The organism is Pirellulales bacterium, from assembly GCA_019636345.1.
Lineage (GTDB): Bacteria > Planctomycetota > Planctomycetia > Pirellulales > Lacipirellulaceae.
On the sequence record JAHBXQ010000002.1, the window covers coordinates 198943 to 223740 of the forward strand.

The 24798-nt window shown below is 66.5% G+C and carries 19 protein-coding genes; 11 read left to right on the plus strand and 8 right to left on the minus strand.

Going from position 1 to position 24798, the window contains the following annotated elements; all coding sequences use genetic code 11:
* Positions 1–170 precede the first annotated feature (170 nt).
* The gene (locus KF688_04665; protein MBX3424952.1) at positions 171–1322 is read right to left on the minus strand and encodes an alpha/beta hydrolase; all 1152 of its coding nucleotides are present in this window, start codon (positions 1320–1322) and stop codon (positions 171–173) included.
* Between the two features lie 254 nt (positions 1323–1576).
* On the opposite strand from KF688_04665, the gene KF688_04670 reads away from it, so the two are divergent.
* Positions 1577–2005, plus strand: coding sequence for a hypothetical protein (locus KF688_04670; protein MBX3424953.1), 429 nt, complete (start codon positions 1577–1579; stop codon positions 2003–2005).
* A 144-nt stretch (positions 2006–2149) separates the two neighbouring features.
* On the opposite strand, the gene KF688_04675 is transcribed toward KF688_04670, so the two are convergent.
* The 3 genes from KF688_04675 to KF688_04685 all read right to left on the minus strand — a co-directional run bounded on the left by KF688_04675 (position 2150) and on the right by KF688_04685 (position 5717).
* Positions 2150–2479 (minus strand): hypothetical protein, encoded by a 330-nt coding sequence (locus tag KF688_04675; GenBank protein ID MBX3424954.1) that lies wholly within the window; start codon positions 2477–2479, stop codon positions 2150–2152.
* Positions 2480–2770: 291 nt separating this feature from the next.
* Positions 2771–4066, minus strand: coding sequence for a serine--tRNA ligase (gene serS, locus KF688_04680; protein ID MBX3424955.1), 1296 nt, complete (start codon positions 4064–4066; stop codon positions 2771–2773).
* Positions 4067–4307: 241 nt separating this feature from the next.
* Positions 4308–5717: a dipeptidase gene (locus tag KF688_04685; GenBank protein ID MBX3424956.1), complete on the minus strand. Its 1410-nt coding sequence runs from the start codon at positions 5715–5717 to the stop codon at positions 4308–4310.
* A 205-nt stretch (positions 5718–5922) separates the two neighbouring features.
* Between KF688_04685 and KF688_04690 the strand changes: the two genes are divergently transcribed.
* Together KF688_04690 and mtaB are read left to right on the plus strand one after the other, a co-directional pair.
* Positions 5923–6237, plus strand: coding sequence for an ATP-dependent Clp protease adaptor ClpS (locus KF688_04690; GenBank protein MBX3424957.1), 315 nt, complete (start codon positions 5923–5925; stop codon positions 6235–6237).
* 57 nt (positions 6238–6294) lie between these two features.
* Positions 6295–7632 (plus strand): tRNA (N(6)-L-threonylcarbamoyladenosine(37)-C(2))-methylthiotransferase MtaB, encoded by a 1338-nt coding sequence (mtaB, locus tag KF688_04695; protein MBX3424958.1) that lies wholly within the window; start codon positions 6295–6297, stop codon positions 7630–7632.
* On the opposite strand, the gene KF688_04700 is transcribed toward mtaB, so the two are convergent.
* Complete coding sequence (locus tag KF688_04700; protein ID MBX3424959.1) at positions 7629–9008, minus strand: phosphoglucosamine mutase; 1380 nt, start codon at positions 9006–9008, stop codon at positions 7629–7631. The two genes, mtaB and KF688_04700, sit on opposite strands and share 4 nt — an antisense overlap.
* A 98-nt stretch (positions 9009–9106) precedes the next feature.
* Here KF688_04700 and KF688_04705 point away from each other — a divergent pair, with 98 nt between their 5' ends.
* Entirely contained in the window at positions 9107–10219 is a 1113-nt protein-coding gene (locus KF688_04705; protein ID MBX3424960.1) for an FAD:protein FMN transferase, read from the plus strand.
* 144 nt (positions 10220–10363) lie between these two features.
* Positions 10364–11032 (plus strand): DedA family protein, encoded by a 669-nt coding sequence (locus KF688_04710; GenBank protein ID MBX3424961.1) that lies wholly within the window; start codon positions 10364–10366, stop codon positions 11030–11032.
* Between the two features lie 88 nt (positions 11033–11120).
* On the opposite strand, the gene KF688_04715 is transcribed toward KF688_04710, so the two are convergent.
* The 3 genes from KF688_04715 to pilM all read right to left on the minus strand — a co-directional run bounded on the left by KF688_04715 (position 11121) and on the right by pilM (position 17212).
* Positions 11121–13247 (minus strand): hypothetical protein, encoded by a 2127-nt coding sequence (locus KF688_04715; GenBank protein MBX3424962.1) that lies wholly within the window; start codon positions 13245–13247, stop codon positions 11121–11123.
* Positions 13248–13334: 87 nt separating this feature from the next.
* Complete coding sequence (locus tag KF688_04720) at positions 13335–14837, minus strand: hypothetical protein (GenBank protein MBX3424963.1); 1503 nt, start codon at positions 14835–14837, stop codon at positions 13335–13337.
* A 92-nt stretch (positions 14838–14929) separates the two neighbouring features.
* On the minus strand, positions 14930–17212 hold the full coding sequence (gene pilM, locus KF688_04725; GenBank protein ID MBX3424964.1) for a type IV pilus assembly protein PilM: 2283 nt from the start codon (positions 17210–17212) through the stop codon (positions 14930–14932).
* 514 nt (positions 17213–17726) lie between these two features.
* Between pilM and cmk the strand changes: the two genes are divergently transcribed.
* The 6 genes from cmk to KF688_04755 all read left to right on the plus strand — a co-directional run bounded on the left by cmk (position 17727) and on the right by KF688_04755 (position 24796).
* Entirely contained in the window at positions 17727–18413 is a 687-nt protein-coding gene (cmk, locus tag KF688_04730) for a (d)CMP kinase (protein ID MBX3424965.1), read from the plus strand.
* 289 nt (positions 18414–18702) lie between these two features.
* Positions 18703–20502, plus strand: coding sequence for a 30S ribosomal protein S1 (locus tag KF688_04735; GenBank protein MBX3424966.1), 1800 nt, complete (start codon positions 18703–18705; stop codon positions 20500–20502).
* A gap of 375 nt (positions 20503–20877) precedes the next feature.
* Positions 20878–21729 carry a sigma-70 family RNA polymerase sigma factor gene (locus tag KF688_04740; GenBank protein MBX3424967.1) on the plus strand — a complete coding sequence of 284 codons (852 nt, stop codon included), beginning with the start codon at positions 20878–20880 and terminating at the stop codon, positions 21727–21729.
* Between the two features lie 248 nt (positions 21730–21977).
* On the plus strand, positions 21978–22337 hold the full coding sequence (locus KF688_04745; GenBank protein MBX3424968.1) for a hypothetical protein: 360 nt from the start codon (positions 21978–21980) through the stop codon (positions 22335–22337).
* Positions 22338–22584: 247 nt separating this feature from the next.
* Complete coding sequence (locus tag KF688_04750) at positions 22585–24237, plus strand: HD-GYP domain-containing protein (protein ID MBX3424969.1); 1653 nt, start codon at positions 22585–22587, stop codon at positions 24235–24237.
* A 67-nt stretch (positions 24238–24304) separates the two neighbouring features.
* Entirely contained in the window at positions 24305–24796 is a 492-nt protein-coding gene (locus KF688_04755; protein MBX3424970.1) for a hypothetical protein, read from the plus strand.
* The last annotated feature ends 2 nt before the right edge of the window (positions 24797–24798 follow it).

A 24798-nucleotide genomic window follows, 5' to 3' on the forward strand; every position in this document is an offset into this window, starting at 1 on the left:
CATTAAGGTCTTCAAGACTTGAAACGAGTCGCCGCAGATGAACGCAGGTCAGCGCGGACGAGAACCAACGGTTCCTCGGCCGCGTTGAGCTGCGTCTTCCGGCTGCGCGCCCTTGCGCAAGCGATTCCGGGACTGAGCCGACGCCATCGCCGAGCGGGGCGACAAGCCCGTTAGCCCCCTTGGCTCGCGTCGCCCGCGGCAGGGGCGTTCACCATCTGCACCGCGGCGGCCGGAGCGGGGGAGGGGGGCAGCAGCGTAGCGAGGCCCTTCCAGGCCCGCGTCAACTGCGGCGAGGAGGCGAGATAGGCCTGCAGCGCGTGATGCCGGCCGACGTCGCTCGTCGCGTCGAAGGCATCGATTTCGACCTGGAACTGGCTCTTCAACCGTCCCCACGACGGCGGCCCGGCGTAGCCGAGGGCTCGAACGTCGCGATCGGAGATCATGTGATAGAACCGCATCGCGGGATCCCGCCGGTTGGTCACGAGCGTCAGGTGCTCAAGCTGCTTGAGGGCTCGGCCGTGTTGGCCCGTCGGGAGGAGCCAGTCGGCATCCAAAGCCGCGGCCAGCAGGATGGCGTGCGCCCGGCGGCGATCGGGCTGCAGATTGGCAACGGTTCGCCCCTCGAGCGCGCCCCCCCCCAGCAGGTGGAGCGTGCCGGTCGCCACCCGGGCGCCGTAGCTGTATCCCACCAGGGCGATCGCCGCGTCGGGGGGGAGCCGGTTGAGCGTCCACGCCAACTGCCACGCGACCGCGCCTGTCCGAGCCGCTTTCACGGTGTAGTCCTTCACGACTCCGCGAATCTGCTCGGCGGGCCACGACCAGATCACGAATCGCACCGGCGTGTCGCTCGGCAGACGGGGCGCCAGCGAACGATAGATCTTCAGCCCGTGCCCGAAGGCCTCGCCAGCTTCGACCCGGTTACCGTGGATGTAGACGATCGTCGGCAACTCGGACGCGGCCGGCAGGGCCGTGGCCAGATCGGTGCGTTGCCAAGTCCGGGCCCCTCCGGACAATTCGGCCGCGTACCGTCGGCAGTCGAGCCCCGCAGACATGGCCGCGGCGTCGCAGCGAGTTCCCAAGGGGCGCGTGCTTGCCAGAACGATCTCGTCCCGCGGCCGGGGGTCGGCGGGAGACTGGGACGAGAGTTCGGTCGCAGCGGCGCAACGGCCGCACGACGCGACGCCGCAGCACAGCGCCGCGAGCGCAATGCGAATCACAACTCCGGTGCGAGGGGGACGCCGAACTTCCTGCATGGCTGAGCGAAGCGTCGTGAACGGGGCGAGGGGCATCGTGCCTGACGCATCATCCTCGCGGGCGAGCATGCCGCTCGCGCGGGACGTGCAAACGCTGCGGGTCGTAGGGGCGACCGCATCGCGGCGGCCTTAGGCAAATGTAGCACCTAAACTGCGCGCGTGCGGAACGGCGTGGCAAGAAAAAAACTTCGTGTTGAAAATTTGCCACACGCTCGCCGTGATGTAGAGTTTTTCACACCCGCCGTCTTGCCCTCCCCGCCTGCAAGACACGCTACCCTCCCCCTGCGCCCTGGATTGGGGCGCCCTCTGCGGAGTATCGGATCATGAGGAAGTTATTGGTTCTTGTCGCGGCCGCCGCGCTGGTCACGTCCAGCAGCGGCTGTTGCGGCTGCTTCGGCAAAGTGCGCAGTTGGTTCCAGAAGGGCTCGCCCTGCGGCACCCGCGTGGCGCCCGCCGTGCTCGGCGCGCCCATGACGATGGCTGCGCCGGCCCCGATGATGGTCGGCGCCCCCATGCAGTACATGCAATCTCCCATGTGCGTCCCGTGCGATCCGTGCGCCGACCCGTGCGCCGATCCGTGCGGCGGCTACTCGACCGGCTACATGGGAGGGATGAGCGGCTGCTCGAATTGCGAGTCGGGCTCGTCCGGAATGATCTACGAAGGGGAGTCGTACATCCCCTCGTCCCCCTCGCCGGCGATGCTGTCCCCCGCCGCGCCGGGCGGTCGCTACACCGACCCCAGCCCGCAGTAACCAGCGGCGATCGTCCCCCCGTGAAACGACAAGTCGCCCGTTCGCGCAACGACAGCCGCGCGAGCGGGCGATTGCGTTTTCGTGAGTCCTGAGACGTGCGTCTTGAGGGGCGGAGTCGAGGCCGTTCCACTCACGACGCCGAACTCACGACTGACAACTTTCACGCCGATCGACTTCCTCGATCGCGTCGACCGCCAGCGAGATGAGGTATTCCAGCGGGCAAGGGCATTGGCTGGTGACGCTGTTCGGGCAGCCCACGCAGATGTTCTCGTGGAACCCCTCGATGTACGGATCGATTCGCGCCGAGCGGGCCGCGTGAACGATCTCCACCAGTTTCTCCAAGTGAAGTTCGATGCCGCATCGCTTCCCGAGCGGTTCGCACGGCGGGCCGTGGGGAGGTCGCTCCGGGCAGCGGGCACAGACTTGCACGCGAAGCGCGTCGCGATAAACGTCGAGCGAGATTGCAGGCGCCATGGCTTGGCCTCCGTCTGACGGGCGCGCCGGCGCAGAAACGGGCGTCGGACTGGCAATCGCCCCGTTCACTCAGTTGCGGTGCAAGTGGCGCGCCGTACTGCGCGCCGCAAGCAGGCGCCGCTTCGCACGACATAAAACGGCTCTGCGCGTCTCGAACTCGCGGCCGGCGACACCGACCATGGCGTGAAAAAGCCCCGCACAGCCGTGCGGCGCGTGGCACGCGCCGCACACTCTGCCGCCGAACGAGCGGAGCCGCCCCCCCGTCAGCCGGGGGACCAAGCTTACGGAAGCTTAAGCCTCGTCGTCCCCCGCAGCGCCGATGCGCTCCTTGCCGACCCACTTGCGGAGCGCCTCGGGCACGAGGATCGAACCGTCGGCCTGTTGGCAGTTCTCCAGAATTGCGATCAGCGCTCGGCTCACCGCGATCGCCGTGCCGTTGAGGGTGTGGACGAAGTTGGTCCCCTTCTCCCCCTTGGTCTTATAGCGGATGTTGAGCCGTCGAGCTTGGTAGTCGGTGCAGTTGCTGGTGCTAGTGACTTCGCCGAACTCGCCTCCCTCGCCGCGGCCGGGCATCCAGGCCTCGAGGTCGAACTTGCGGTACGCCGGACCGCCGAGATCGCCAGTCGCGATGTCGATGACCCGATAAGCAAGCCCCAGGCCGTCGAAGATCCGGCACTCCAGGTCGCAGAGTCGCTGGTGGATCTCGTCGCTTTGCTCGGGGAGCGTGAACGCGAACATCTCGACCTTGGTGAACTGATGGACCCGGTACAGCCCGCGCGACGCTCGGCCGGCGGCCCCCGCCTCGGTCCGAAAGCAGTGGCTGATGCCGCAAAGCAGAATCGGAAGCTTCTCGGCTTCGATCACCTCCCCCGCATAGAGTCCGCCGAGCGTGATCTCGGCGGTCGCGACGAGGTTCAGGTCGAAGTTCTCGATGCTGTAGATTTGCGTCTCGGGACCGCGCGGGATGAAGCCGACCCCCGAGACGACCTCGCCGCGAGCCAGATCGGGGGTGATCACCGGGGTGAAGCCCTCCTTGACCAGCAGTTCCATGGCGTATTGCTGCAGGGCCAGCTCCAACAGGGCCCCTTCGTTCCGCAGGAAGTAGAATCCGTGCCCGGCCACGCGGGCGCCCCCCTCGAAGTCGCACAGGTCGTGCTGCTCGCACAACTCGACATGGTCGAGCACCGGGAACGCGAATCGCTTCGGGGCGTGCGGGCCGCGGCGCACTTCGCGACTGGCGTCCTCGCCCCCCACCGGCGAGTCGGGATGCGTCAGGTTCGGCAGGCTGCGGTAGATCGCTCCCGCTTCGGCCGCGATGCGGTCGTGCTCGGCCTGCTTGGCCTCCTTTTCCTCGCGCAGCCGACGGCCTTCCTCTTTGCGCGACTCGCGCTCGGCGTCGTCCTTGGCTTGGCCGATCGACTTGCTGACGACGTTCGCCTGCCGGGCGATCTCTTCAATCTCCTGCTGCAGTTCCCGGCACTGGGTTTCCAGCCTTACGTATCGCGCAAGGTCCGCCTTTACGCCGCGGCGATCGCAGTTGATCTGGACGGCGTCGGCATGGTCGAGGATGTAGCGTTTGTCGAGCATAGTGTCCGAACTAGGGACTAGGGCGAGGTGATTAGCGACGATCGGAGACGACGGAAACTTGCCGCAGCACACGTCGACGCGGGCGGAAGCCGCCTTGCGGTCGACAGCACGCTCGAGAGCTGTAGCCGTGGCTGCAGATTATTCCCATACGTCAGTCGTCCCTACAAACATGATTGCAATCCGGACGCGATCGCCGTAAAGCTCCGCGTCCTCTGCGGTGAATTAGGAAATCCTTGTTTGATTACCGGCAAATTGCCGCCAGCTCCCGCCATAGGGCGGCGCTCGAGGCGATGCCGCGATGATAATCGGCGAGCGAAAACTTTTCGTTGGGGCTGTGCGGGTTGTCGTCGTTCTGCCCCCAGCCCAGCAGCAGCACGTCGGCGTCGAGCGCCTGGGCGAACGTCCCTACGATCGGGATCGAGCCCCCTTCGCGGATCAACACGGGCCGGCGGCCAAAGCCCGTTTCAATCGCCCGCGCCGCCGCCTGCAGGTAGGGACTGTCCAGCGGCATGACGATCCCCGGGGCGCCGTGGTGTTCGACCAGTTCCATGCGAATCCCCGCGGGGAGCGACTCGGCCAGCCGCGCCCGCAAGCCGGCGGCGATCTTGTGCGGGTCCTGGGCGGGGACCAGCCGGAAGCTCAGCTTCGCACTCGCCCGCGCGGGGAGGACCGTCTTGGCGCCTTCCCCCTGGTAGCCGCTCGTGAGTCCGTTGACGTCGAACGTCGGCCGGGACCAGCGGCGCTCAAGCGTCGTGTACCCCGCCTCGCCGGCGAGCGCATCGACTCCCAATTGGGCGGCGAACCCCGTCTCGTCGAAGGGGAGCGCGGCAAACTCCGCCCGCTCCGCCGGAGTCAGCTCGACCACGTCGTCGTAGAACCCCGGCACTTGGATCCGTCCCTCCGCGTCGATGAGCCCGGCCAGCAATTGCGACAGGGCGATCGCCGGGTTGGCCACAGCGCCGCCGAATACCCCCGAGTGCAAATCTTGCTGCGGGCCGAACAACCGCAGTTCGAAGTACGCGATCCCCCGCAGCCCGTAGGTGATCGCCGGCACGTCGGGGGCGAACTGACTTGTGTCGCTCACGACCACGCAGTCGCACGCGAGTCGCTCGGCATTCGCGTGCAGGAACTGCTCCAGGTGTTCGCTCCCGACCTCTTCCTCGCCCTCGATGAGCAGCTTGACCTGCAGCGGCAGCTTGCCGGCGACGGCCAGCCACGCTTCGACGCTTTTCACATGGGTCAGCATCTGCCCTTTGTCGTCGGTGGCCCCGCGGGCGAAGACCTTGCCGGCGCGGACCGTCGGCTCGAAAGCTGGGGTGATCCACTCGTCGAGCGGGTCGGGGGGCTGCACGTCGTAATGGCCATAGACCAAGGCCACCGGCGCTCCAGGTACGGGAGGCGTCTCGGCGTAGACGACCGGATGCCCGGGGGTCGAGATCACCTCGGCCGCCAATCCAAAACCGCGCAGGTGTCCGGCGACCCATTCGGCGGCGCGGCGCACGTCGCCGGCGAACGCCGGGTCGGCGCTGACGCTGGGGATGCGGAGCAACTCGAACAGATCCTGCTCGAAACGCTCGCGATGCTTCTCGATGTATGCCAGGACGTCGTTCACCGCCAGCGACTCGCATGTTGCCTGAGGAATCTCGCCCATCCGTCGGCGACAACCGCCCGGTTGCCTCCGGCGGCGTCCCCTCGCGGCTTGCGGTCCTGCCGCTAGCCCCCGGGAATCGGCCCAATATAATGCCACTCAAGGAGTTAAGCTACAGCCGCTCGAACTCGCTCCTTGGCCGGCACGAACTGTGAGAACCCGTTCCATGTCCAGCGACTCTCCGACCCCCGACGACGGCCTCGGCGTCATGGTCGCCGTCCCGGAAACTCGCACCGAGACCAAGAAAAAACGCAAACGCCAGCCGCGCTACCACGTGATTTTATGGGACAGCGACGACCACACGTACCAGTACGTTGAGAAGATGCTGTGCGATCTCTTCGGCCACGAGGAGATGAAATGCCATGAACTGGCCGTCGAGGTCGACAAACAAGGCCGGGCGATTGTCCTCACCACCACCATGGAACACGCCGAACTGAAACGCGACCAGATCCATGCCTACGGCAAAGACGATGCCATCACGGCCTGCAAGGGCTCGATGCACAGCACGATCGAGCCGGAGTAAATCCGGCGAGTTCAGCAGCGACGTCACTGCCCCTTCGCAACCAAGTCCGCTCTCAGTATGAAGCTCAAGACCGTCACGCTTGGCTGCAAAGTCAACCAATATGAAACCGAGTACCTTCGCGAGGGGCTGCTGGGGATCGGCTATCGCGATGCGCAGGAGGCCGAGGCGGCCGATTTGTGCGTCGTGAATACTTGCACCGTGACGGCAGAAGGGGACTCGAAGAGTCGCCAAGTCGTCCGGCGACTCGCGCGGGAAAACCCCGCGGCGAAGATTGTGGTCATGGGTTGCTATGCCACCCGGGCCCCCGAGGAGGTCGCCGCGCTGCCGAACGTGACCGAGGTCCTCACCGACAAGCGAGAACTGCCCGACTTGTTGGGCCGGTTCGGGGTGACCGACGTGCCGACCGGGATCAGCGGGTTCGGCCGCCGGCATCGGGCGTATGTGAAGGTCCAGGACGGCTGCATGCTGCGCTGCAGTTTTTGCATCATCCCCAGCGTGCGGCCTCATCTGGCCAGTCGGCCGTTGCCGCACGTGCTGGACGAGATTCGCCGGCTCGTCGACGGGGGCTATCGCGAGGTCGTCCTCACCGGCATCCACTTGGGCCACTACGGCGTCGAGCGGAACCGCGACGCCCCGAAAGAGCAGTGGACCCGGCTCTCGCACCTTGTCCGGGCGATCGCCGCGATCCCCGGCGACTTTCGCGTGCGGCTCTCGAGCATCGAGGCGACCGAGGTGACGCGCGAACTCGTGGAGGCGATGGCCGAGAGCCCCGACAAGGTCTGCCCGCATCTGCATATCTCGATGCAGTCGGGGAGCGACGGCGTGCTACGCCGCATGCGACGTCGGTGGGGGGCGCAGCGATTCGTCGATCGCTGCCATTACGTCCGCGAACAGCTTGATCGCCCCGCGATCACGACCGACGTGATCGTCGGTTTTCCCGGCGAGACCGACGCCGAGTTCGCCGAGACGGTCGACGTCTGCCGCCAGGTCGGGTTCTCGAAGATTCACGTCTTTCCGTTCAGCGCGCGTCGCGGCGCCCCTGCTGCGGACATGCCGGGGCAACTCCCCAAAGGAGTCAAGCAAGAGCGCGGTCGCGAGTTGGCCGCGGTGGAGTCGCAACTCCGCGACGAGTACTACGCCTCGCTCCGCGGGATGCCTCTTCGGGTCCTCGTCGAAGGCGAAGCCGAGCCTGGCTCCGCCCAGCGAGCCGGGGCGTCCCCGCCCCCGGCAGGCCTGTCGTCCCCCCGCCTCGCCGGAACCAGTTGCCGCTACGCCACCGTGAACCTCCCGGGCGATCTGTCTCAAGTCGGCGAGTTCGTCGACGTCGTCGCCGGCGAGGCGTCGGAGGGCGTCATCGAGGCTCAAGAAGCGACTGACGAAGCGCTCGCCTGCTAACCGGAGATCACGCCTGCCGCGGATTCGCACAACTCGCGAGCCCGCTCGAGCGTCGGCGCTTCGGCGACGGCGCGGACGATCGGTTCGGTGTTGCTTGCGCGCACCAGCAGCCACGCCCCGTCGGGCCAATCGAGCCGCAGTCCGTCGAGCCGACTGGGGATCGCGTCGCTGAACCGAGCGGCCAGCTTGTCGAGCGCCCCCTCGACCGCACCCTGCGGCACGGCGATCGCGGATTTGTGGATCGCGTACTGCGGCAATTCCGCGGCCAGTGCGGAGAGCGGGGCCCCGCGGGCCGCCATCGCGTCGAGCGCCAGGGCCATCCCGACGAAGCTGTCGCGAACCAACCCGACCCGCGGATCGATGACCCCGCCGTTCCCCTCGCCTCCCAGGACGGCCCCCTCGGCGAGCATTGCATCGACGACGTTCGCCTCGCCCACCTTCGACCGGAAGAACGGCACGCCGTATCGCCGGGCCAAGTCCTCGGTCATGCGGCTGGTCGAACAGTTCGTCACGACGGGTCCGCGGCGGCCCGAGCGCAGGACGTGATCGGCGACCAGGGCGAGCGTGCACTCCTCTCCCAAGTACCGGCCGCGCTCGTCGATGATCGCCAACCGATCGGCGTCGGGATCCTGGCAAAACCCCGCGTCGGCGCCCGCCTCGACGATCCTCTGCAGCACTGCTTGCAGGTTCGCCTCGGTCGGCTCGGGGGGGTGCGCGAACAGCCCGTCGGGCGAGTCTCCCAGCACGATCGTATTGCAGCCGAGATGGCTCAGCAGGGCCCGGCCGAGCAAGCTCCCCGAGCCGTGATTGGCGTCGAGCACGACCCGAAACCGTCGCGAGCGAATCCGCGCGACGTCGCAAGCGGCGGCGATCAGTTCCAAATGCTGCGCGATCACGGCGTATCCGTCGACGCGCTCGGATTTCGAAGCTGGCGGTCCCGGAATCGACCGTCCCGTCGACTGAGCGGCGTCTTGCTCGTAACGCCGCAAGACCCGCATTCCGAACTCCGCGGGGACGACGCGGCCCGTGCGAGCGAACAGCTTCAGCCCGTTGTACTCGGCCGGGTTGTGACTGGCGGAGACCTGAACGCCGCCGGCGGCGCCGGTTTGCCGCACGAGCACGCCGGTGGTGGGAGTCGCGGCGACGCCGCCGTCGAGGCAAGTCGTCCCCCGGCGGTCGAGGTGCGCGAAGATCGCCTCGGCCAAGGGGGGCCCGTTCGCCCGACCGTCGCGGGTCAACACGATCGGCCCGTCGGCGCCGGCGCTTTGCAGTTCGTCGACCAGGGCGTCGACGTACCGGAGCGCCACGTCGACCGTGAGCGACTCGCCCACGATGCCGCGCAGTCCCGAGACGCTGATGATGAGCGGCGCCGTCATGGAGTGCTGGTGCTTGGGACGCGTTCTGGGATCAGGCCAAGTTGCGATACGAGCCGATGCGCCGCACGACGGCCCGGGTGACCGGTTATAATCGACCCATGGCCGACGACCAACAGGCATCGCGTCGTGAATTCCTCCGCGGGCGGTTCGCACTGCGCGCCCTCTGGCAGCGCACGCATCAGATCGCCGACGATGCCGCCAAGTCGCTCGACGCGATCCGCTCCGCCCGCGGTGCTGCGGCGGAGTCCGGGCCGCTGACGTCGGTCTCGCGCCGGGCGATGGCGACCGAGTTCGTCGTCGAGGTCCGCGCGGCGGCCGGCGGCGCCGCGACCGAAGCTGCGCTCGCTGCGCTCGATACCGTCGCTCGCGTCGAGGACCAACTGACCGTCTACCGCGAGTGGAGCGAAACGATCGACGTCAACCAGAACGCGGCCCTCCGGCCGGTCCCGGTCGAGTCGCGACTGTTTCGCCTGCTGCGTCTTTGTCAGTGGCTCCACCACGCGACCGGGGGGGCGTTCGACCCGACCAGCGGTCCGCTGTCCCGTACGTGGGGTTTTTTTGCCCGCGACGGACGTTTTCCCAACGAAGCCGAGCGGATCGCCGCCCTGGATCGGGTCGGATTTGGCCGCGTGCTGCTCGACGAGGCCGCCGAGACTGTTCAGTTCGCCGAGCCGGGGGTCGAACTCAACTTCAACTCGATCGGCAAGGGATACGCGCTCGATCTCGCGGCGGCCATTTTGCTCGAACGGGGCGTCGACGATTTCCTGATTCACGGCGGGCGCAGCAGCGTCGTGGCGTGCGGGTCGCCTGAGGGGGACGCGGCCGCGGGGTGGGCGATCGGCGTCCCGCACCCGCTTCGCCCCGGCGAAAACGTCGGCCAACTGCGGGTCGTCGGTCGGGGGCTGGGGACCGCGGGTTCGGCGACGCAGCACTTCGAGTACGAGGGACGCCGCTACGGTCACGTGCTCGATCCCCGCACCGGCTGGCCGGCCGAGGGGGTTCACACGGCGACGGTCGTCGCGCCCACCGGCGCCGAGGCCGACGCGCTCGCCACCGCGTTCTACGTGCTGGGGCCCGGGGGCGCCGCGGAGTACTGTGCAGCGCACGACGACGTCGCCGCGGTGCTCGTTTGCCCCGGCGCTGGGGAGGACGAGTACGACGTGCATGCATTCAATCTCAGTCCGACGGACTGGACGAGAACTGACGGTTGAATGCCAGACGCCGGCAAAATGCGGGTGTCGTCGGCGCTTGGTCCGATAGTACAATAGCGGGCCCAGCAGACTGGTTCCGCCGACCTGGGCTTTGTCAAAGCGCTAGGCACGTCCCTCCTTGCCGCGACTTCCGAGAGCGAATCGGTGTTCGGGTCCCTGCTCAACCCCAGCAGCTACTTCGGCCTGTTCCTGGGGCTGGTCGCCACCGGGTGCTGTCTGCCGATCCCCGAGGAAGCGTTCTTGATCCTCGCCGGCGTGCTGAGCAGCCAGGAGAAGCTCGACCCTTGGTACGCCTTCGGGGCGTGTCTGGCCGGGGCGCTGGTGGGGGACGCGATCATGTACCAGATTGGCGCCCGGTTCGGTCACGGGCTCGCTATGCGGCATCCCAAGTTCGCCAAGCTGGTCGGCGCCGATCGCGAGCAGTACTTCGAGCAAGCGGTCGAGCGCCACGGGTTCAAAGTGCTGCTGTTGGCGCGGTTCATGGTCGGGGTCCGCGGGCCGGTTTATCTGGCCGCCGGGATGATCCGGATGCCGTTTCGCCGCTTCCTGGTGCTCGACGCGATCTGCGCAACCTTGGTCGTTGCCGTGTTCTTCGGCTTGGCGTACTTCTACGGCGAGGAGATCGCGGCCATCCTCCGCGACGCCGAGAAAACGATCACGCTGGCCGTGCTGTTGGGAGGTCTCGCCGCGGCGCTTTACTTCCTGCGGCGGCAACGGCGGCGGTTGGTCGAACGGCTCATGGATTCGGAGGCCGAGCCGCTGGCCGCGACAGAGCAGCCCCCGGCCGACGCGCCGCAGCGCGAGGCGTCGTGAGCGCGCGGACCGTCGTCATGGCTCCGAGCTCCGACGCAATGCGGGGGGCTATGACGCAAGGCAGGATCGCCCCAGCCTTCGCCTCGCACTAGAACCCGCGGCCGCCGCGGCCCCCTCCCTCGGGACCTCCGCGTCCGCCGCCTCCGCCGCCCCCCCCGTCGCGCGCTGCACGGCGCGCTTGCTCGGCGGCTTCGGAGATGTAGTTGTACTCGCGAACGACCTCGAAGTCGTCCAGCTCGTCCTTCACTGTCAGCCGCCCTCCCGAGTCCATCAGCAGCGTGCGGACCGGGCCGTTCAGATCGCGGCTCCCCGCGAGCCGCCCCCCCCCGCGGACGTCGAGCAGCGTCACCCCGGTGCGGAAATCGAACTTGGGTTCATCGGGCGTGGTCTCGGTGCTGAAGGTGTTCGACCAGATCACCTTGGCGAAGTCGTACAGATTGATCACGCTGCCCCGGGTGAAGTCGACTTTGATTGCCGCCTCGGCCGCGTGAATCGCGTCGAGCGTCTTGACGATCAGCGTCGCTTCGGGCTCGGAGGCGATGTTGTTGGGATTGGCCGGACTGCCGCCGGCGATGAAAATCAGCCCCGGCGGCGGGACGACCGCGGTTGCGCTCGGCTCGCTCCATTCGGTGTACCGAATGCCGCGCGGTTTCGGCCCCTCGCTCTTGAGCCGGGCCGAGACCTCCTTGGCCAGGTACTTTGGCGGCATGTACGCATTGGGATCGGTCAGGACCAGTCGAATGCGATACTTGTACCGCCCGCCCGGGACGACGGTCGTGTCGAAGAAGCGGAACAGCAGGTTCTTCGTCTTGTAGTCCCAGACGTAGGGCGGAAGCTGGATGAGCCCGGTGTCGCTCATGCCGTAGCCGCCCCCCATGCCCATCATGGAACCGAATTCGCCGCGACCGCCGCCACGGCCGCCGAACTCTCCTCCCCCGTAGTCGCCGAAGCGACTGCCGCGTCCCATGCCCATCGGCCCTTCCATCCGTCCGCCGCCGCGGCCGAACTCGCCACCGTAGGGCGACCCGGTTCGTCCGCCCATCGGGCCTTCCATTTGGCGACGCATCATCTCACGGGGATCAGGCCGCGAGAACGGATCCGCGGGATCGTCTGGCTCGGCCGATTCTTCCCCGCTCGGGGGAGTTTCGCCAGGAAGTCCTTCTCCCATGAAGCCTTGCTCGGCCATGAGCTCCTCGGGCGTCGGGATCGGCATGCTGGAATGCGTGACCTCATCGCCCCATTGACGCAGCATCATCGGCGGCAGCGGAAACGTCAGCAGCGGGTGAACGTATTTCTGATTGACGACCTCGGGGGTCTGCACCGGCCATGCGCTGATCTGATCGATGAGGGACTTGTCGCGATAACTCCCCAGCAGTTTCCACGGGCCTAGCCCGTCGGGGGTCGCCTCGGCGCGCTCGACCTGATATCCGTAATACTCGGGGAAATCCGATTGACTGTATCCGCGGGCGTTTTCCAAGACCGACTTGTACGCCTCGAACTGAGCCTTCAGCGGCACGACCCCGTTGACGACGACCCAGGATCGGCTCTTGATGATCTCGATTCCTCCGCCTTGCGTCATGGCGCCCGTGTTGGGGCGGACGATCGCGGCGCCGCTCTTGGTGAATTCGCTTTGGCCGTAGCCGCCGCCCGGGCCGAATCGCTCTCCTTCGCCGGGACCGCGACGCCGACCGCCGCGATCTGCTTCGCGATCCATCCGCTCGCGCTCCGCCTCGGCTTCCGCCGCGTCGCGGCGCGCCTGGGCGAGGGCCTCGAGCCGCATCCTGCGCAGTTCGTCCGGGTCCCCTTCGGCCCACAGGCCCGATCCGCCTGACGCTTCCAGATCCTTCAGCGCCAAGAGCACCGGATCCTGTCGCAGGCTCACCGGCGGCGTGATCGGGAGATTGAACGGATCAATTTGCGGGAACTGCTCCGGATCGATCGGCTTGCCGATGGCGTCGTTGTCGCTCGCGGGAGGGGGGACGACCTTCTCGGTCGGCGGAAATTGCTCCCACGACATCTGAGCGATGTGGTTGTCGGCGCTCCGTGCGAGCTGTTCCAGCGCGGTCGGCCGCTGCGTGTCCTTGAGCGTGTCGCGTCCCAGGGAGGAGTAGAACAACATGCCGGCAAGACCCAACAGCAGCACGATTCCCAGCTTCTCGCCGTGGGCGAGGAGGAATCGAACCAGTCCGTTGGCGCTTTTGAGTTTGGCCTTCATGTCCGAGTCTCCGGTGAGTGCGACGGAGGAGGATGGAGATGTCTGGGGATTCGTCGTCGGCGACGAGCGCTCGGTTCGGTCGGGGCGTTACGGATTGACTGCGACGTCGCTGGGGGCGGCTTCGGCTTCGTCGGCGCCGTCTTCGCCGGGGAGCAGCAGGATCGAGTCGCTTGGTTCGCTGTAGATGTACACGACCCCCTGGATGACGATCGTTTCGATGCCGGGGCTTTTGAGCGAAGTCAGGTCGACGGTCGCCCCGGCGCCGTATCCGCCGCCGCCGAACTCGCCGCCCATGCGCGAGCCGCCGTAACCTCCCATGCCGCCGCCGAACTCGCCGCCCATCCGGCCGCCGCCGAATCCGCCGCGCCCCGAACCGGCTCCGGCGCCGGCGCTGAGCGCCGCCTCGAAGCCGACGCCGCTGAGCTCGGGATTGATCCGCACCTGGGACACCTCGACCGGCAGCGGGGCGTTGGCGAACTCAATGAGCAAAGTCGGCAGCCAGCGCTGGTCCATGAGCAGCGTCATGTGAACCGGCAGACGGCGGAACTGTTGGCCCTCGGCGCCTGCCGGGTCGGTCACCGGTTGGCCCGCCGCGTCGACGTACCGGCTGGCGAGCAGTGCGGTCGCCGCGGCGGCGGGGTCCTCGCCCCCGTCGAGCGATCGTTCTGTTCCGTAGCCGTCAAATTCGCGCGACATGCCGCCGTCTGGCCCGCCCATGGGATATTCGCCGCCTAGACTCCCGTCGGCCGCGCCGGCCGGCAGCAAGACGTTGCCGGTCGCCCGGCCCGCTTCGGCCGCTTCGCGACCGACGTCCAAGGTGACGATGGCGCGGATCGCCGTGTTGTCGGGTCGCGTCGACCCTTTGGCGTCGTTGGTCGCGGCGATGGCCCGCAGCAGGGTTTGGTAGACCCACAGGTCCTCCTGCGTCACCCAGATCTCCATCGCGCTGGGAATCGCGGGAAAGGTCAGCTTGGCCTGCAATTTCGTCTGGTCGGCCCATTGAACGAGATAATCGTCCTCGTCCTCGGGGAACATCCCCGGCAGGGCGCCCTCGGCCCCGCGGCCTGCATACCCCGCCGCCCCGGGGGCGAACTCGGCCCCCGGCATCCCTGGTTGGATTGCGTTGGGATCGAACAGTTTCTTTGCCTTGACGATCTCCAGGAGCCCGTCGAAGCGGTCCTTGATGTAGTTGAGATACGTTTCACGGTGCTCGCGACGGAGCGCCTCGCCGAACTTCTTCGACTCGATGTAGTTGACGAATTCTTTGCCGAGCACGTCAGGCCACTGGAGGACTTCCTCCCGCTGCCGTTCGTACAACATCGCCCAGACCTTGCGGACGTCGTTGCGAATGATCTTGGTCTGGGCGAGTTCGGCCGCGTTGACCTCGGGGTTGCCGTGGACTTGGGCGCTTTGCAGCGAGTTCATAGCCGAGACTTTGCCGTCGATTTCGCTCTTCTTCTTCGCGAACTCGGCGTCGATCCCCTTCGAGGCCAGCATCCAGCAAATCGCAGCGACGATCGTGCCGATCGAGGTCAGCAGCCAAAATCGCTGCTGCCACATCACGCGAAGGATTTGGCGAAGTTGGTCCATGGCGAATGATCCTTAGTCCCCGCCGCCGCTGCGTCGGCGACGCCGCGCGCTGCGTCGGGCGGAGGGGCGATTCTGCTGTTCGTTACTGCTGCTCAAGGTCCAAGGTCTTCTTCGACGACTCCGGCGGCGTCGGCCGCGGCTTCCGCTTCGGCCGCCGCGTCTTCGGCGGCTTTGCGAGCGATTCGCATTTCGCGGCGCTGGGCGCGGGTCGTCGGTTCCCAACAAAACTGCACGACGAAGTCATAACGTTTCAGCTTGACGATCCGCATCTGCGCCGCCGGATCGGCGGTCGCTGCGCCGTCGAGCCCCGCTCCTTCGACCGGGGGCGCAAACACGGGCGGTCGGCCTCCCATGTCGCCGGTCGTCCCGTCGGCCGTCTTCAGTTCCTCGTCCAGGTCCTTCATCACCGTGACGAGCTCGTTGTTCACGAGCACGAACGGATGATGGATCTTGAGGTCCGCGATCGGCACGCGAACGAGCTTCCCGGTCCATTTCTGGGTCGCTTCGTCGTAGCCGTCGGGGAGCAAGACGGTCCCTTCCTCGAGGGCCTTGATGAGCGTGTTGTTGACGAACCGGGTCGCCTGGTTCGTGCGGTCGTCGTTGTGGTAGTGGAAACCGGTGAGCTGGATGACCCACGCCCCGGGCGCCCCTGCGCCCCCGGCGCCGGAGTCAACCACGGGGGCCGTGTCGAAGGTCGCGTCCGTCCCTCCGGCCCCGGCCGCGTAGGGGTCGACCTCTGTGACGTCGGTCGTCTCGACGGTCGTTTCCTCCGACGCAGCGGTCGCCCGGGCGTCATTGTACTTGCTCTGGATCAACCCCAGGTATTCGCTTTGCAGGTCGTTGAATCGCCGCGCGTCGATCGAGGTGATGTGGAGCTCGTTGCGACTCATGATCGCCTTGGCGATCTCCTCCATCGTGCCCTCTTCCTTGTGGGGCGTCTCGTCCTTCGGCAGGGCCGCGGAGATCGCTTTGATCAGTTCCAGCCAGCGGACTCGTCCCTCGACGTTGCTGGTGAGCCCCGTCTTGATCGTCAGGACCTCGTCGGCTTTGGCCTTGAGCGAAGTCCGTTCGCTCTCCCAGCTGCTGACTTTGGTGCTGACGCTGTCGGCTTGAGAAATGGCGGCCGACATCGCGGGGGTCTGGGTCTCGGCCCAGGCCGAGACGTGCGTGAAGTAGTTGAAGGCGAGCCCGGCGAGGATCGCCGCGGCCCCGGCGACGGCCCACGGCTTCTTGCCCCGAATGAGCCGGCGGCGAACGATCTCCTCGGGGAGCAAGTTGGTGTGGATCTCCGCCTTGTCCATCCCCTGGGCGCACAGGCCGTAGGAAACCGCAAAGCTGAGGATGTTTTCCTTGAACTGGGCCGCGCCGGCGGCGCTCCCCGCGGAGAGCCGCTGGAAGTCGTCGATCGGTTTGACCTCCTGCTCCAGGTTCTGGGCGAGATAGCGCTGCAGCCCGGGGAGCTTCATCGCGTTGCCCAGGGCGATCACTTCGCCGATCTTCGCCTTCTTGTCGAGGCTCATGAAGTACCCGAGCGACCGCTGGATTTCGGCCAGCAGGTCGCTGAACACCGGCCGCATCGCCTGGAACACGGCCTTGGGGTCGTCGGCCTGCATTGCGTTGCGCTTCAGGTGCTCGGCCTTGACGAAGGTGAGCTTGAGCTCCTTGGAAAGGGCCCGCGTGAAGTGGTTCCCGCCGATGGGGATGTTCCGCTGCCAGACGCGGAATCCGTTGGTCACCACGAGATCCGTCGTGTCGGTTCCCAACGAGATGACGACCGTCGAGGTCGGAGGATTTTGCGGGTCGTACGGCTGTTCGTTCAACTCGGCGAGCCGGTCGAAACAGACGTAGTTGTAGACCGCCAGCGGCGTGAGCTGGATGACGTCGACCTCGATCCCCGATTCTTCCAGGGGCGCCAGGGCCCGCGCGACCTGGTCGCGCTTCATCGCGAACAGACCCACCTCGGGTTCCAAGGCGAAGCCGTCTTCCTCGCTCCCGCCGCGCAGTTGTTGGTAGTCCCAGACGACGTCTTCCAGCGAGAAGGGGATCTGCTGCCGAGCTTCGTACTTGACGATATCGGGGATCTTCTTCGCCTCGACCGGCGGCAATTTGATGAACCGCGCCAAGCCGCTTTGTCCGGCCACGGAAACGGCCACCGTGTCGCCGGTCAAATCATTGCGGGAGAGGAACTCCTTGAGGGCGTCGCGGACGAGCTCCGCGGGGTCGGCCTCGGGCTGCGACAGGATCTGGGGGTACTCGATGTAGTCGAAGGACTCCACGACCATTTGGCGCGGGTCCTTCTCGTGCGGTCGGCACTGCAGCGCCTTGAGCGCGCATTGTCCGATGTCGATTCCCCAAACGGCGTTGCCTTTGGCCATCCCAGAATCCTCTGTTCCGTCGGCGGCGCGGCCGAACTCGGCCGGGCGCTGCGCCCGTGGCTGCTGCGTACGCTCCGCGCGACGTGTGTGGAGTGACACGTCGAGACGAGACGAAGCCGAGCGTCCGCGACCGTTCCGGCGGTCGCAGTCGCAGCAGTGCCTTCTCTGCAATTGCAATCTATGCGCGGCAAGTGCGCAAAGTCAAACAACCCACGCATTTCCCGGGTTTGTCGCCGACAAAGCGGCGCGCCCCCGCGGCGGTTGCATGCGGCAGCAGGCTCCGCGGGAGTCGGCCCATCGTCCCCCCACGACATAGGGTCCATTCTAATCTGGTCGAATCGCTTGTATAGCAGACGCTTGGACTTACGACGCGTTGCAGTCGCCCCTCCCGGCCGCCGGCCCCAGCCGCCCGCCCAGGTCCCGCCCGGGTTGCAGATCGCCGCTCCCCGCACAATAACTGGGGCGTTCCCGTCCGTTTTCCGCCTGAGCCGGCTTCAATCCCCCCGAGGCGAGCATGATTGTCACCCTCGACGGCCCCGCCGGTTCGGGCAAGAGCAGCGCCGCTCGCCAACTGGCCCAGCGGCTGGGATTCCGGTTTCTCGACACCGGGGCGATGTACCGGGCGGTCACCCTCGCCGGGCTCCGGGCCGGAATCGACTTGGCCGATGAGTCGGCCCTAGCCCAGATTGCGGCCGCTATGGACCTCGACGTGTCCGAGGACGCCGTCCGGCTCGCGGGGGAGGACGTCAGTCGCGCGATCCGCACCTTCGAGGTGACCACCCTCACCCGACACGCAGCCGACAATCAGGAAGTTCGCCGGTTGCTCGTCGACCGGCAGCGGGCCTGGGCCGCCTCGGGAAACGTCGTCACCGAGGGGCGCGATCAGGCCACCGTCGTCTTCCCCCAAGCCGAGTGCAAGATCTTCCTCACCGCCAGCGAAGAGGAACGAGCTCGTCGCCGGCACGCCGACCTGCTGGCGAACGGCGAGTCAGTCACCTTCGCCGAGGTGCTCGCCCGACAGCGAGCCCGCGACCAGCAGGACTTCGACCGCCCCTACGGCGGGCTGGCCCGGACCCCCGAGTCGATTGAGCTGAACACCGACGGCCTCACCCGGGACGAGGTCGTCGCTGGACTCGAGGCGATCGTTCGCGATATGCAGGCACGGTTAGCCAAAGGGAACTCGCGCGTTGACGCAGGCTGATTGTTGGGTTGGGGACGGCGCAACATCTCTCTTTACCAGCAGGTTGCGTCGATCCCAGTCGAAAAGCCGCGAGCTGACAAATCGCTCGCCCTCGCGGCTCGAATTGCCGTAAATCCTCGCCCAGGCGGGCATTGTGACCGCTGCCAGCGTTTGGTACGCTACGAGGTCCTAGTGCCCGTGAGCGACTGCAGAGTCCGCCGATGTTCGGCGGCCGCGAGCGGCATGCTTCCTCTGGCGCGTGAACGCCGCCGCTCGTGCGTCGGTCGACACGTTTCTGGTCCCCCCATTCATGGTCAACCGTAACCTTATCCGCGAATTTGACGTCTCCGAGGATGATTGGAACGCCGCCATCGGCGAAGTTCCGGACGACGCCAGTTGGCTCGGCAGCCAAGACATCGACGTCAACGAGATCGTCGAAGGCAAGATCATCCGGATCGACGACGAGTACGTCCTGATCGACGTCGGCTACAAGAGCGAGGGGATGATTCCCCTCTCGGAATGGGAAGAGACCGACGAGGACGCCGCCTCGCCTCCCCCGCAGGTCGGCGACGTCATCCGGGTGCTGGTCGAAGACGTCGAGGACGCCCTGGGGCGCGTCGACGAACGCGGCATGATCGTTCTCAGCAAGCGCAAGGCTGAGAAGATCGAAAAGTGGATGAAGGTCATGGAGAGCGTCCACGAAGGGGACGTCGTCTCCGGCGAAGTGACGCGCAAGATCAAGGGCGGGCTGTTGGTCGACATCGGGGTCAACGTCTTCCTCCCGGCGAGCCAGGTCGACATCCGCCGGCCCCACGACATTGGCGAATACATCGGCAAGACGATCGAGTGCATGGTCCTCAAGATCGACGAGGCCCGGCGGAACATCGTCGTCAGCCGCCGCAGCCTCATCGAAGCCCAGCGGGCCGAGAAGAAGACCAAGCTTCTCAAGGAGCTCGAAATCGGCCAGCTTCGCAAAGGCGTCGTGAAGAACCTCGCCGACTTCGGCGCCTTCGTCGACCTCGGCGGCATCGACGGTTTGCTCCACATCACCGACATGAGCTGGGGCCGGATCAGCCATCCTTCGGAGATGGTCAAGATCGAGGACGAACTCGAGGTGGTCATCCTTCACATCGACTACGAGAAGGAAAAGATCGCCCTGGGCCTCAAGCAAAAGTCGCCCAGTCCGTGGGAGAACGTCGCCACGAAGTACCCCGTCAACTCGCAGATCAAGGGGACCGTGGTCAACGTCATGAGCTACGGCGCCTTCGTCAAGCTCGAGGACGGCATCGAGGGCCTCGTGCACATCAGCGAGATGTCCTGGACCAAGCGGATCAGCCACCCCTCGGAACTGGTCAACATCGACGACGAGATCGAGGTCGTCGTCCTGCGGATCGACGAGCAGAAGCAGGAAATCTCGCTCGGCATGAAGCAAACGCAGTCGAACCCCTGGGAGAAGGTCGCCGAGCGGTACCCGGTCGGCAGCCTCGTGAAGGGCAAAGTTCGCAACCTGACCAATTACGGCGCCTTTATCGAAATCGAAGAAGGGATCGACGGCCTGCTGCACGTCAGCGACGTCTCCTGGACCCGAAAAATCGGCCATCCCAGCGAAGTGGTCGAGAAGGGCCAAGAGATCGAGTGCCAGGTCCTGTCGGTCGACCAGGAACGTCGGCGGATCGCCCTGGGCCTCAAGCAGATGGAAGAGGACCCCTGGCACAACGACATCCCCAACCGCTACCAGCAGGGTCAGTTGGTCAAGGGGAAGGTCACCAAGATCACCAACTTCGGCGTCTTCGTCGGGTTGGAAGACGGCTTGGAAGGCCTGCTTCACATCAGCGAGTTGGCCGATCACAAAGTTGAAAACCCGCAAGACGTGGTCAACGTCGGCGACGAGCTCGAAGTGAAGATTCTGCGGGTCGACACCGACGAGCGGAAGATTGGCCTGTCGCGCAAGCGGGTCGAATGGGCTGCGGAGGACGAAGCGGCGGCCGAGGCGGCCGCTTCGGCCGGCGGCACCTCTCCGGCCGAGCTCAAGGGGGGCATTGGCGGCGGGTCCGGCCCGCTGTTCAAGGTCGCCTCCGAGACCGCGGACGAGTCCGAAGATTCAGAGTAAAGTCGCCCCGGGACGGGGACGACGGAACGACGCAACGCCAGGCCCCGCGGGTCACAACCCGCGGGGCCTTTCTTTTTGTTACGGCCGGAACGTCGCGCGCATTCGCGCCATGGGTGCGCCCCCGGGCGATTCTCCAGCGACCTTGCCGCCGGCGACGATAGCACCATCACGGACGACGGTTCAGCCGGGGCGCTTGCGTTCTTGCCCCATGGCGCCAGTCGTCGTCCGTAGGAATGAATCCAAACTTGCAGCCAGCGTCTATCGCACGGCAGGGAAGCTACTGCGCTTGAGGTGCGCCGTCAGGGCGCGCTCGGGCGCTCGATCGACCGCGGCGACCGCGCTCCCCTCCCGTACTCCCCCGACGGACCCGCGACGATGGCCGCTTCTACGAAACGTCGACGCACGAGCTCCGCGGTCCAGACGCCGCTGGAAACCTATCTGCGCGAAATCAACGAGACGGCCCTGTTGACCGCGGCTGACGAACGCGAGTTGGCCGTGCGTATCGGTCAGGGGGACTTGGCCGCCCGCGACCGAATGGTCCGGGCCAACCTGCGGTTGGTCGTCAACATCGCCCGCGGGTACTCGGGCAAGGGGCTTGCGCTGCAGGATCTCATCGAGGAAGGGAACCTGGGCCTGCTGCGGGCGGTCGAAGGGTTCGACCCCGCCATGGGGACTCGCTTCAGCACCTACGCCAGCTACTGGATCAAGCAGTCGATCAAGCGAGCCCTGATCAACACGGGCAAGACGATTCGGATCCCGGCGTACATGGTCGAGTTGCTGTCGAAGTGGCGCCGCGCCAACGCCCGGCTGACCGAGGAACTGGATCGCACGCCGACCCCCGAGGAAATCGCCCGGGTGCTGGGCCTCCCCAAGAAGAAACTGCCGATCATCAAGAAGGCGATCAAGATCTACAACGCCACCCCCCAAACCGACCAGGCCGAGGCGGGCTGGACCTTGGGGGACATGGTCATGGACGAGCGGCAGCAAAGTCCCGACGAGCAGCTCTTGGAAAACGACGCCCTACGGCACGTTCTTGAGATGCTCAAGACCATGGACGGCCGCGAGGCGACGGTGCTCAAGATGCGGTTCGGGCTCGAAGGGTACGAGCCGAAGACGCTCAAAGAGATCGGCGAGCAGCTCGGCCTCACCCGCGAGCGAGTCCGGCAAATCGAGACCGAGGCCCTGGAAAAGATGGCCGAGTCGATGGACGGTCCGGCGGCGCGGTAGAGCGATTCAAGCCTTGCTTTGCACTCGTCCGGCGCGCCAAAGACCAAGCGTCAGCAACCGCAGGTCCGCCAGGATTGCGACGACTCCTCCGGCCCTCAGCGGCGGATCCCCCGATCCCCCGCTTTTTTGACGAACGCCCGGCGGCCTGCCTAGCATAGACCTAGCAGGCGCCCGTCGGGACCCCAGGGGGGCGACGGGCCTGCCGCGGCGAATTCTTGTTCGCCCGGCCCGAATCGGGGGAAAAGGCAATGCATCGGCGGATTGCGTTCTTAGCGGTTTGCACGCTCGCGACGGCAGGGTCGACGCGCGCAGCGGCTGCCGAGGGAGACTACGTCGCCCCCGTCTACCAGCGGCAACGGGTCGTGTCGGCCTACGCCGCGATGCCGACGGGGGGAGGCTGGGACAATTCTGGACAAGTTCCCTGGCCGGGCGTCGGCTGGGGCTTCGGTTTCGGTCCGCAGATGGTCTTTGGCGGCAGTTGGTACCAGCGGCCGTATCCCTCGCATCTCGATTACGATCGCGTGCGCCGCCAATCCCCGGCGTCCCCCCTGTGCCCCTGCGAAGCCGCAGCGCCATGGCTCGCGCCGGATGTTCCCGCGTCGCAGTAGCTTGCCCCCCGCTTGGATTAGCGTCTTCGGCAAGGTTGCTGCAATCCCCCGATCCGGCCCCCCGGGAGTCGCCCTGCGGCAATCCGTCCGGCTTGAATTGCGGTCCTGGGCAAGGCGCCCACGTATGTTTGTGTGGCTGCCGAGCTTGACTCGTTGCGGCTGATTGCACCACGAACAGTCGACCGCTGGGGTATCGAGCGGCGCTCGCCAGAGCGCCTTGACCGACGTGATGGAAGAATCGGTTCTTGTGACTTTGAATCCGGCCTTGCCGGTGACGCCGTTGGCATACCCGGCGACGCCGCCCGCTGCGCGCCCCGTGCGCCCGCTGTTGCAAGCGCTGGAAAAGCAATTCGCGCAACCGTTCGTGGCGGTCGACGCGATCGCCGGGGACGTCGTTTGTGCGCCGACCGGGGGGTTCACGGTCGACTGCCGAGACCGCCTGGAACTTCTGGCGGAAATTGCGGCGCGAGGTCGCGTCGAGATCGTCGAAGACGAGTCGCCGATTTGCGTCCTTGCCGTGCCGCTCGAGGGGATGATCGACCAGAAGGGGCTGGTCGCCGTCGCCCCCTTTCTCACCCGCGTCGTTCGCCGGGAGTCCGAGATCGAATCGGCGGCCAGCGTGCTGGGCGTCAAGCGGGGGCGAGCGTTTCGATGGGCTCGTTCGCGGGAGCCGTGGAACGTTCGCACGCTCGTCCAATTGGCGGAGACGACCGCCGAGAACCTGCGCCTGAAGCGCCAAGTCCTGCGGCTCTCCAACGGCATGAACGAGGCCCTTGTTCACGCCCGCGACACCTACATCGAACTCGGGCTGCTTCACCGCCTCAGCCGCCGGCTCCACGTGGCCGACAGCGAGGAGGACCTGTGGCGGCACGCCCTGAAGTGGCTTTCGGACGCCGTGCCGGCCCGCATGCTGGCGCTTGTTCCCGTCGCAGGCGAGGGCTCTCCGGGAGTCATCTGCCACGGCGAGCGGATGCTCGACGACTACGCCCTGTCGACCCTCGTCTGCGACGTTCGCCCGCGCACCGGGCGCTTGTCTTTTGCTCTCAATCGGGCTGAAACGACTCACGCGACCTGGCGCCATCCCGCGGTTCGCGAAATGGCCTGCGTCCCCGTCGTCAGCGGCGACGACGTCCGCGCGTGGCTGATCGCGATCAATCACCGCGGCGGCAGCGACTCGCACGAGTTCGGGGCGATAGAGATTCGCCTCCTCGACAGCATCGCCGCGATCCTGTCCATCCACAGCAACAACTCGCGGTTGTTCCGGCGCCAGGGGGATTTGTTCGTCAGTTCGGTTTCGGCGTTGGCCTCCGCGATCGACGCCAAGGACCGCTACACCTCGGGCCATAGCGACCGGGTCGCCCGCCTGAGCGTCTGTCTTGCCGAGCAACTCGGCCTGGGCAAGTCCGAGCTCGACGTGATCTACCTCGGCGGGTTGCTGCATGACATCGGCAAGATCGGCATCGACGATCTCGTGCTCAACAAGCCGGGCGATCTCACCGACGAGGAGTTCCAGCATATCAAGCTGCACCCGACGCTGGGCTACGACATCCTCAAAGGGGTTCGTCCGCTGGAAAAGATCTTGCCGATCGTGCTCCATCATCACGAGGCCTGGAACGGGCGCGGGTACCCTCACGGGCTCAACGGGGAACAGACTCCGCTCTTGGCCCGGATCGTCGCAGTCGCCGATTCGTTCGACGCGATGACCAGCAGTCGCCCGTATCGCGACGGGATGCCTGTGGAAAGGGTCGAGAAGATCTTCAGGGACGAAGCGGGGAGCCAGTGGGACCCCGCGGTGGTGGGAGCCTACTTCGCCCGGCGCGACGACTTTCGCAAGATTGCCGCCGGGGCCCCCGACCAGCCGCGGGGGCGAACCATCGATCCGACGACTTGGATCCAGTAGAATCGCAAGCGTCAAACTGCGCTGCGTCAGGCATAGGCGGCGCGAAGCAAGGCGGCGGTTCAGGACCATGGCTCGGCAAGAACATACGCGCGAGGACTTGTTGCGCGACGCGAAGGCGCTCGTGCCGCGAATTCAGATCACCCTGAGCGACGAACCCGCGGCCGATCCGATCGTCTGCGGGTTCCGCGGCGATGCGGCTAGCGTCTACTTCGGCGAGGATCCCGCGTATCACTTCAATCCCGCCGGTCGCTTGCGGCGAGCGTTCGTCGGGGGCGAATTGCTCAAGGCCGCCGAGGGCGCCTTGGTGGCGATGCGGCGCGAGCGGTCGGCAACCGAGGTCGCCCTGGCAAGTCGCCGCCTCGCCCCCGCCGAAACGGAGGCGTTGCTCGCCGACGCGACCGAACGACTGGGCCGCGTCGCTGCGGCGCTCGCCGCCGGCCGATTCACGATCGAAGGGCAGGAACCGCCGCAGGGGGATGCGCTTGCGCGCTTCGCGAGCCTCGTGCCGTCGCTGCTTCCGCTGCGGATCGCCAACGTTCCCAACGTGGCTGGGGCTTGAAT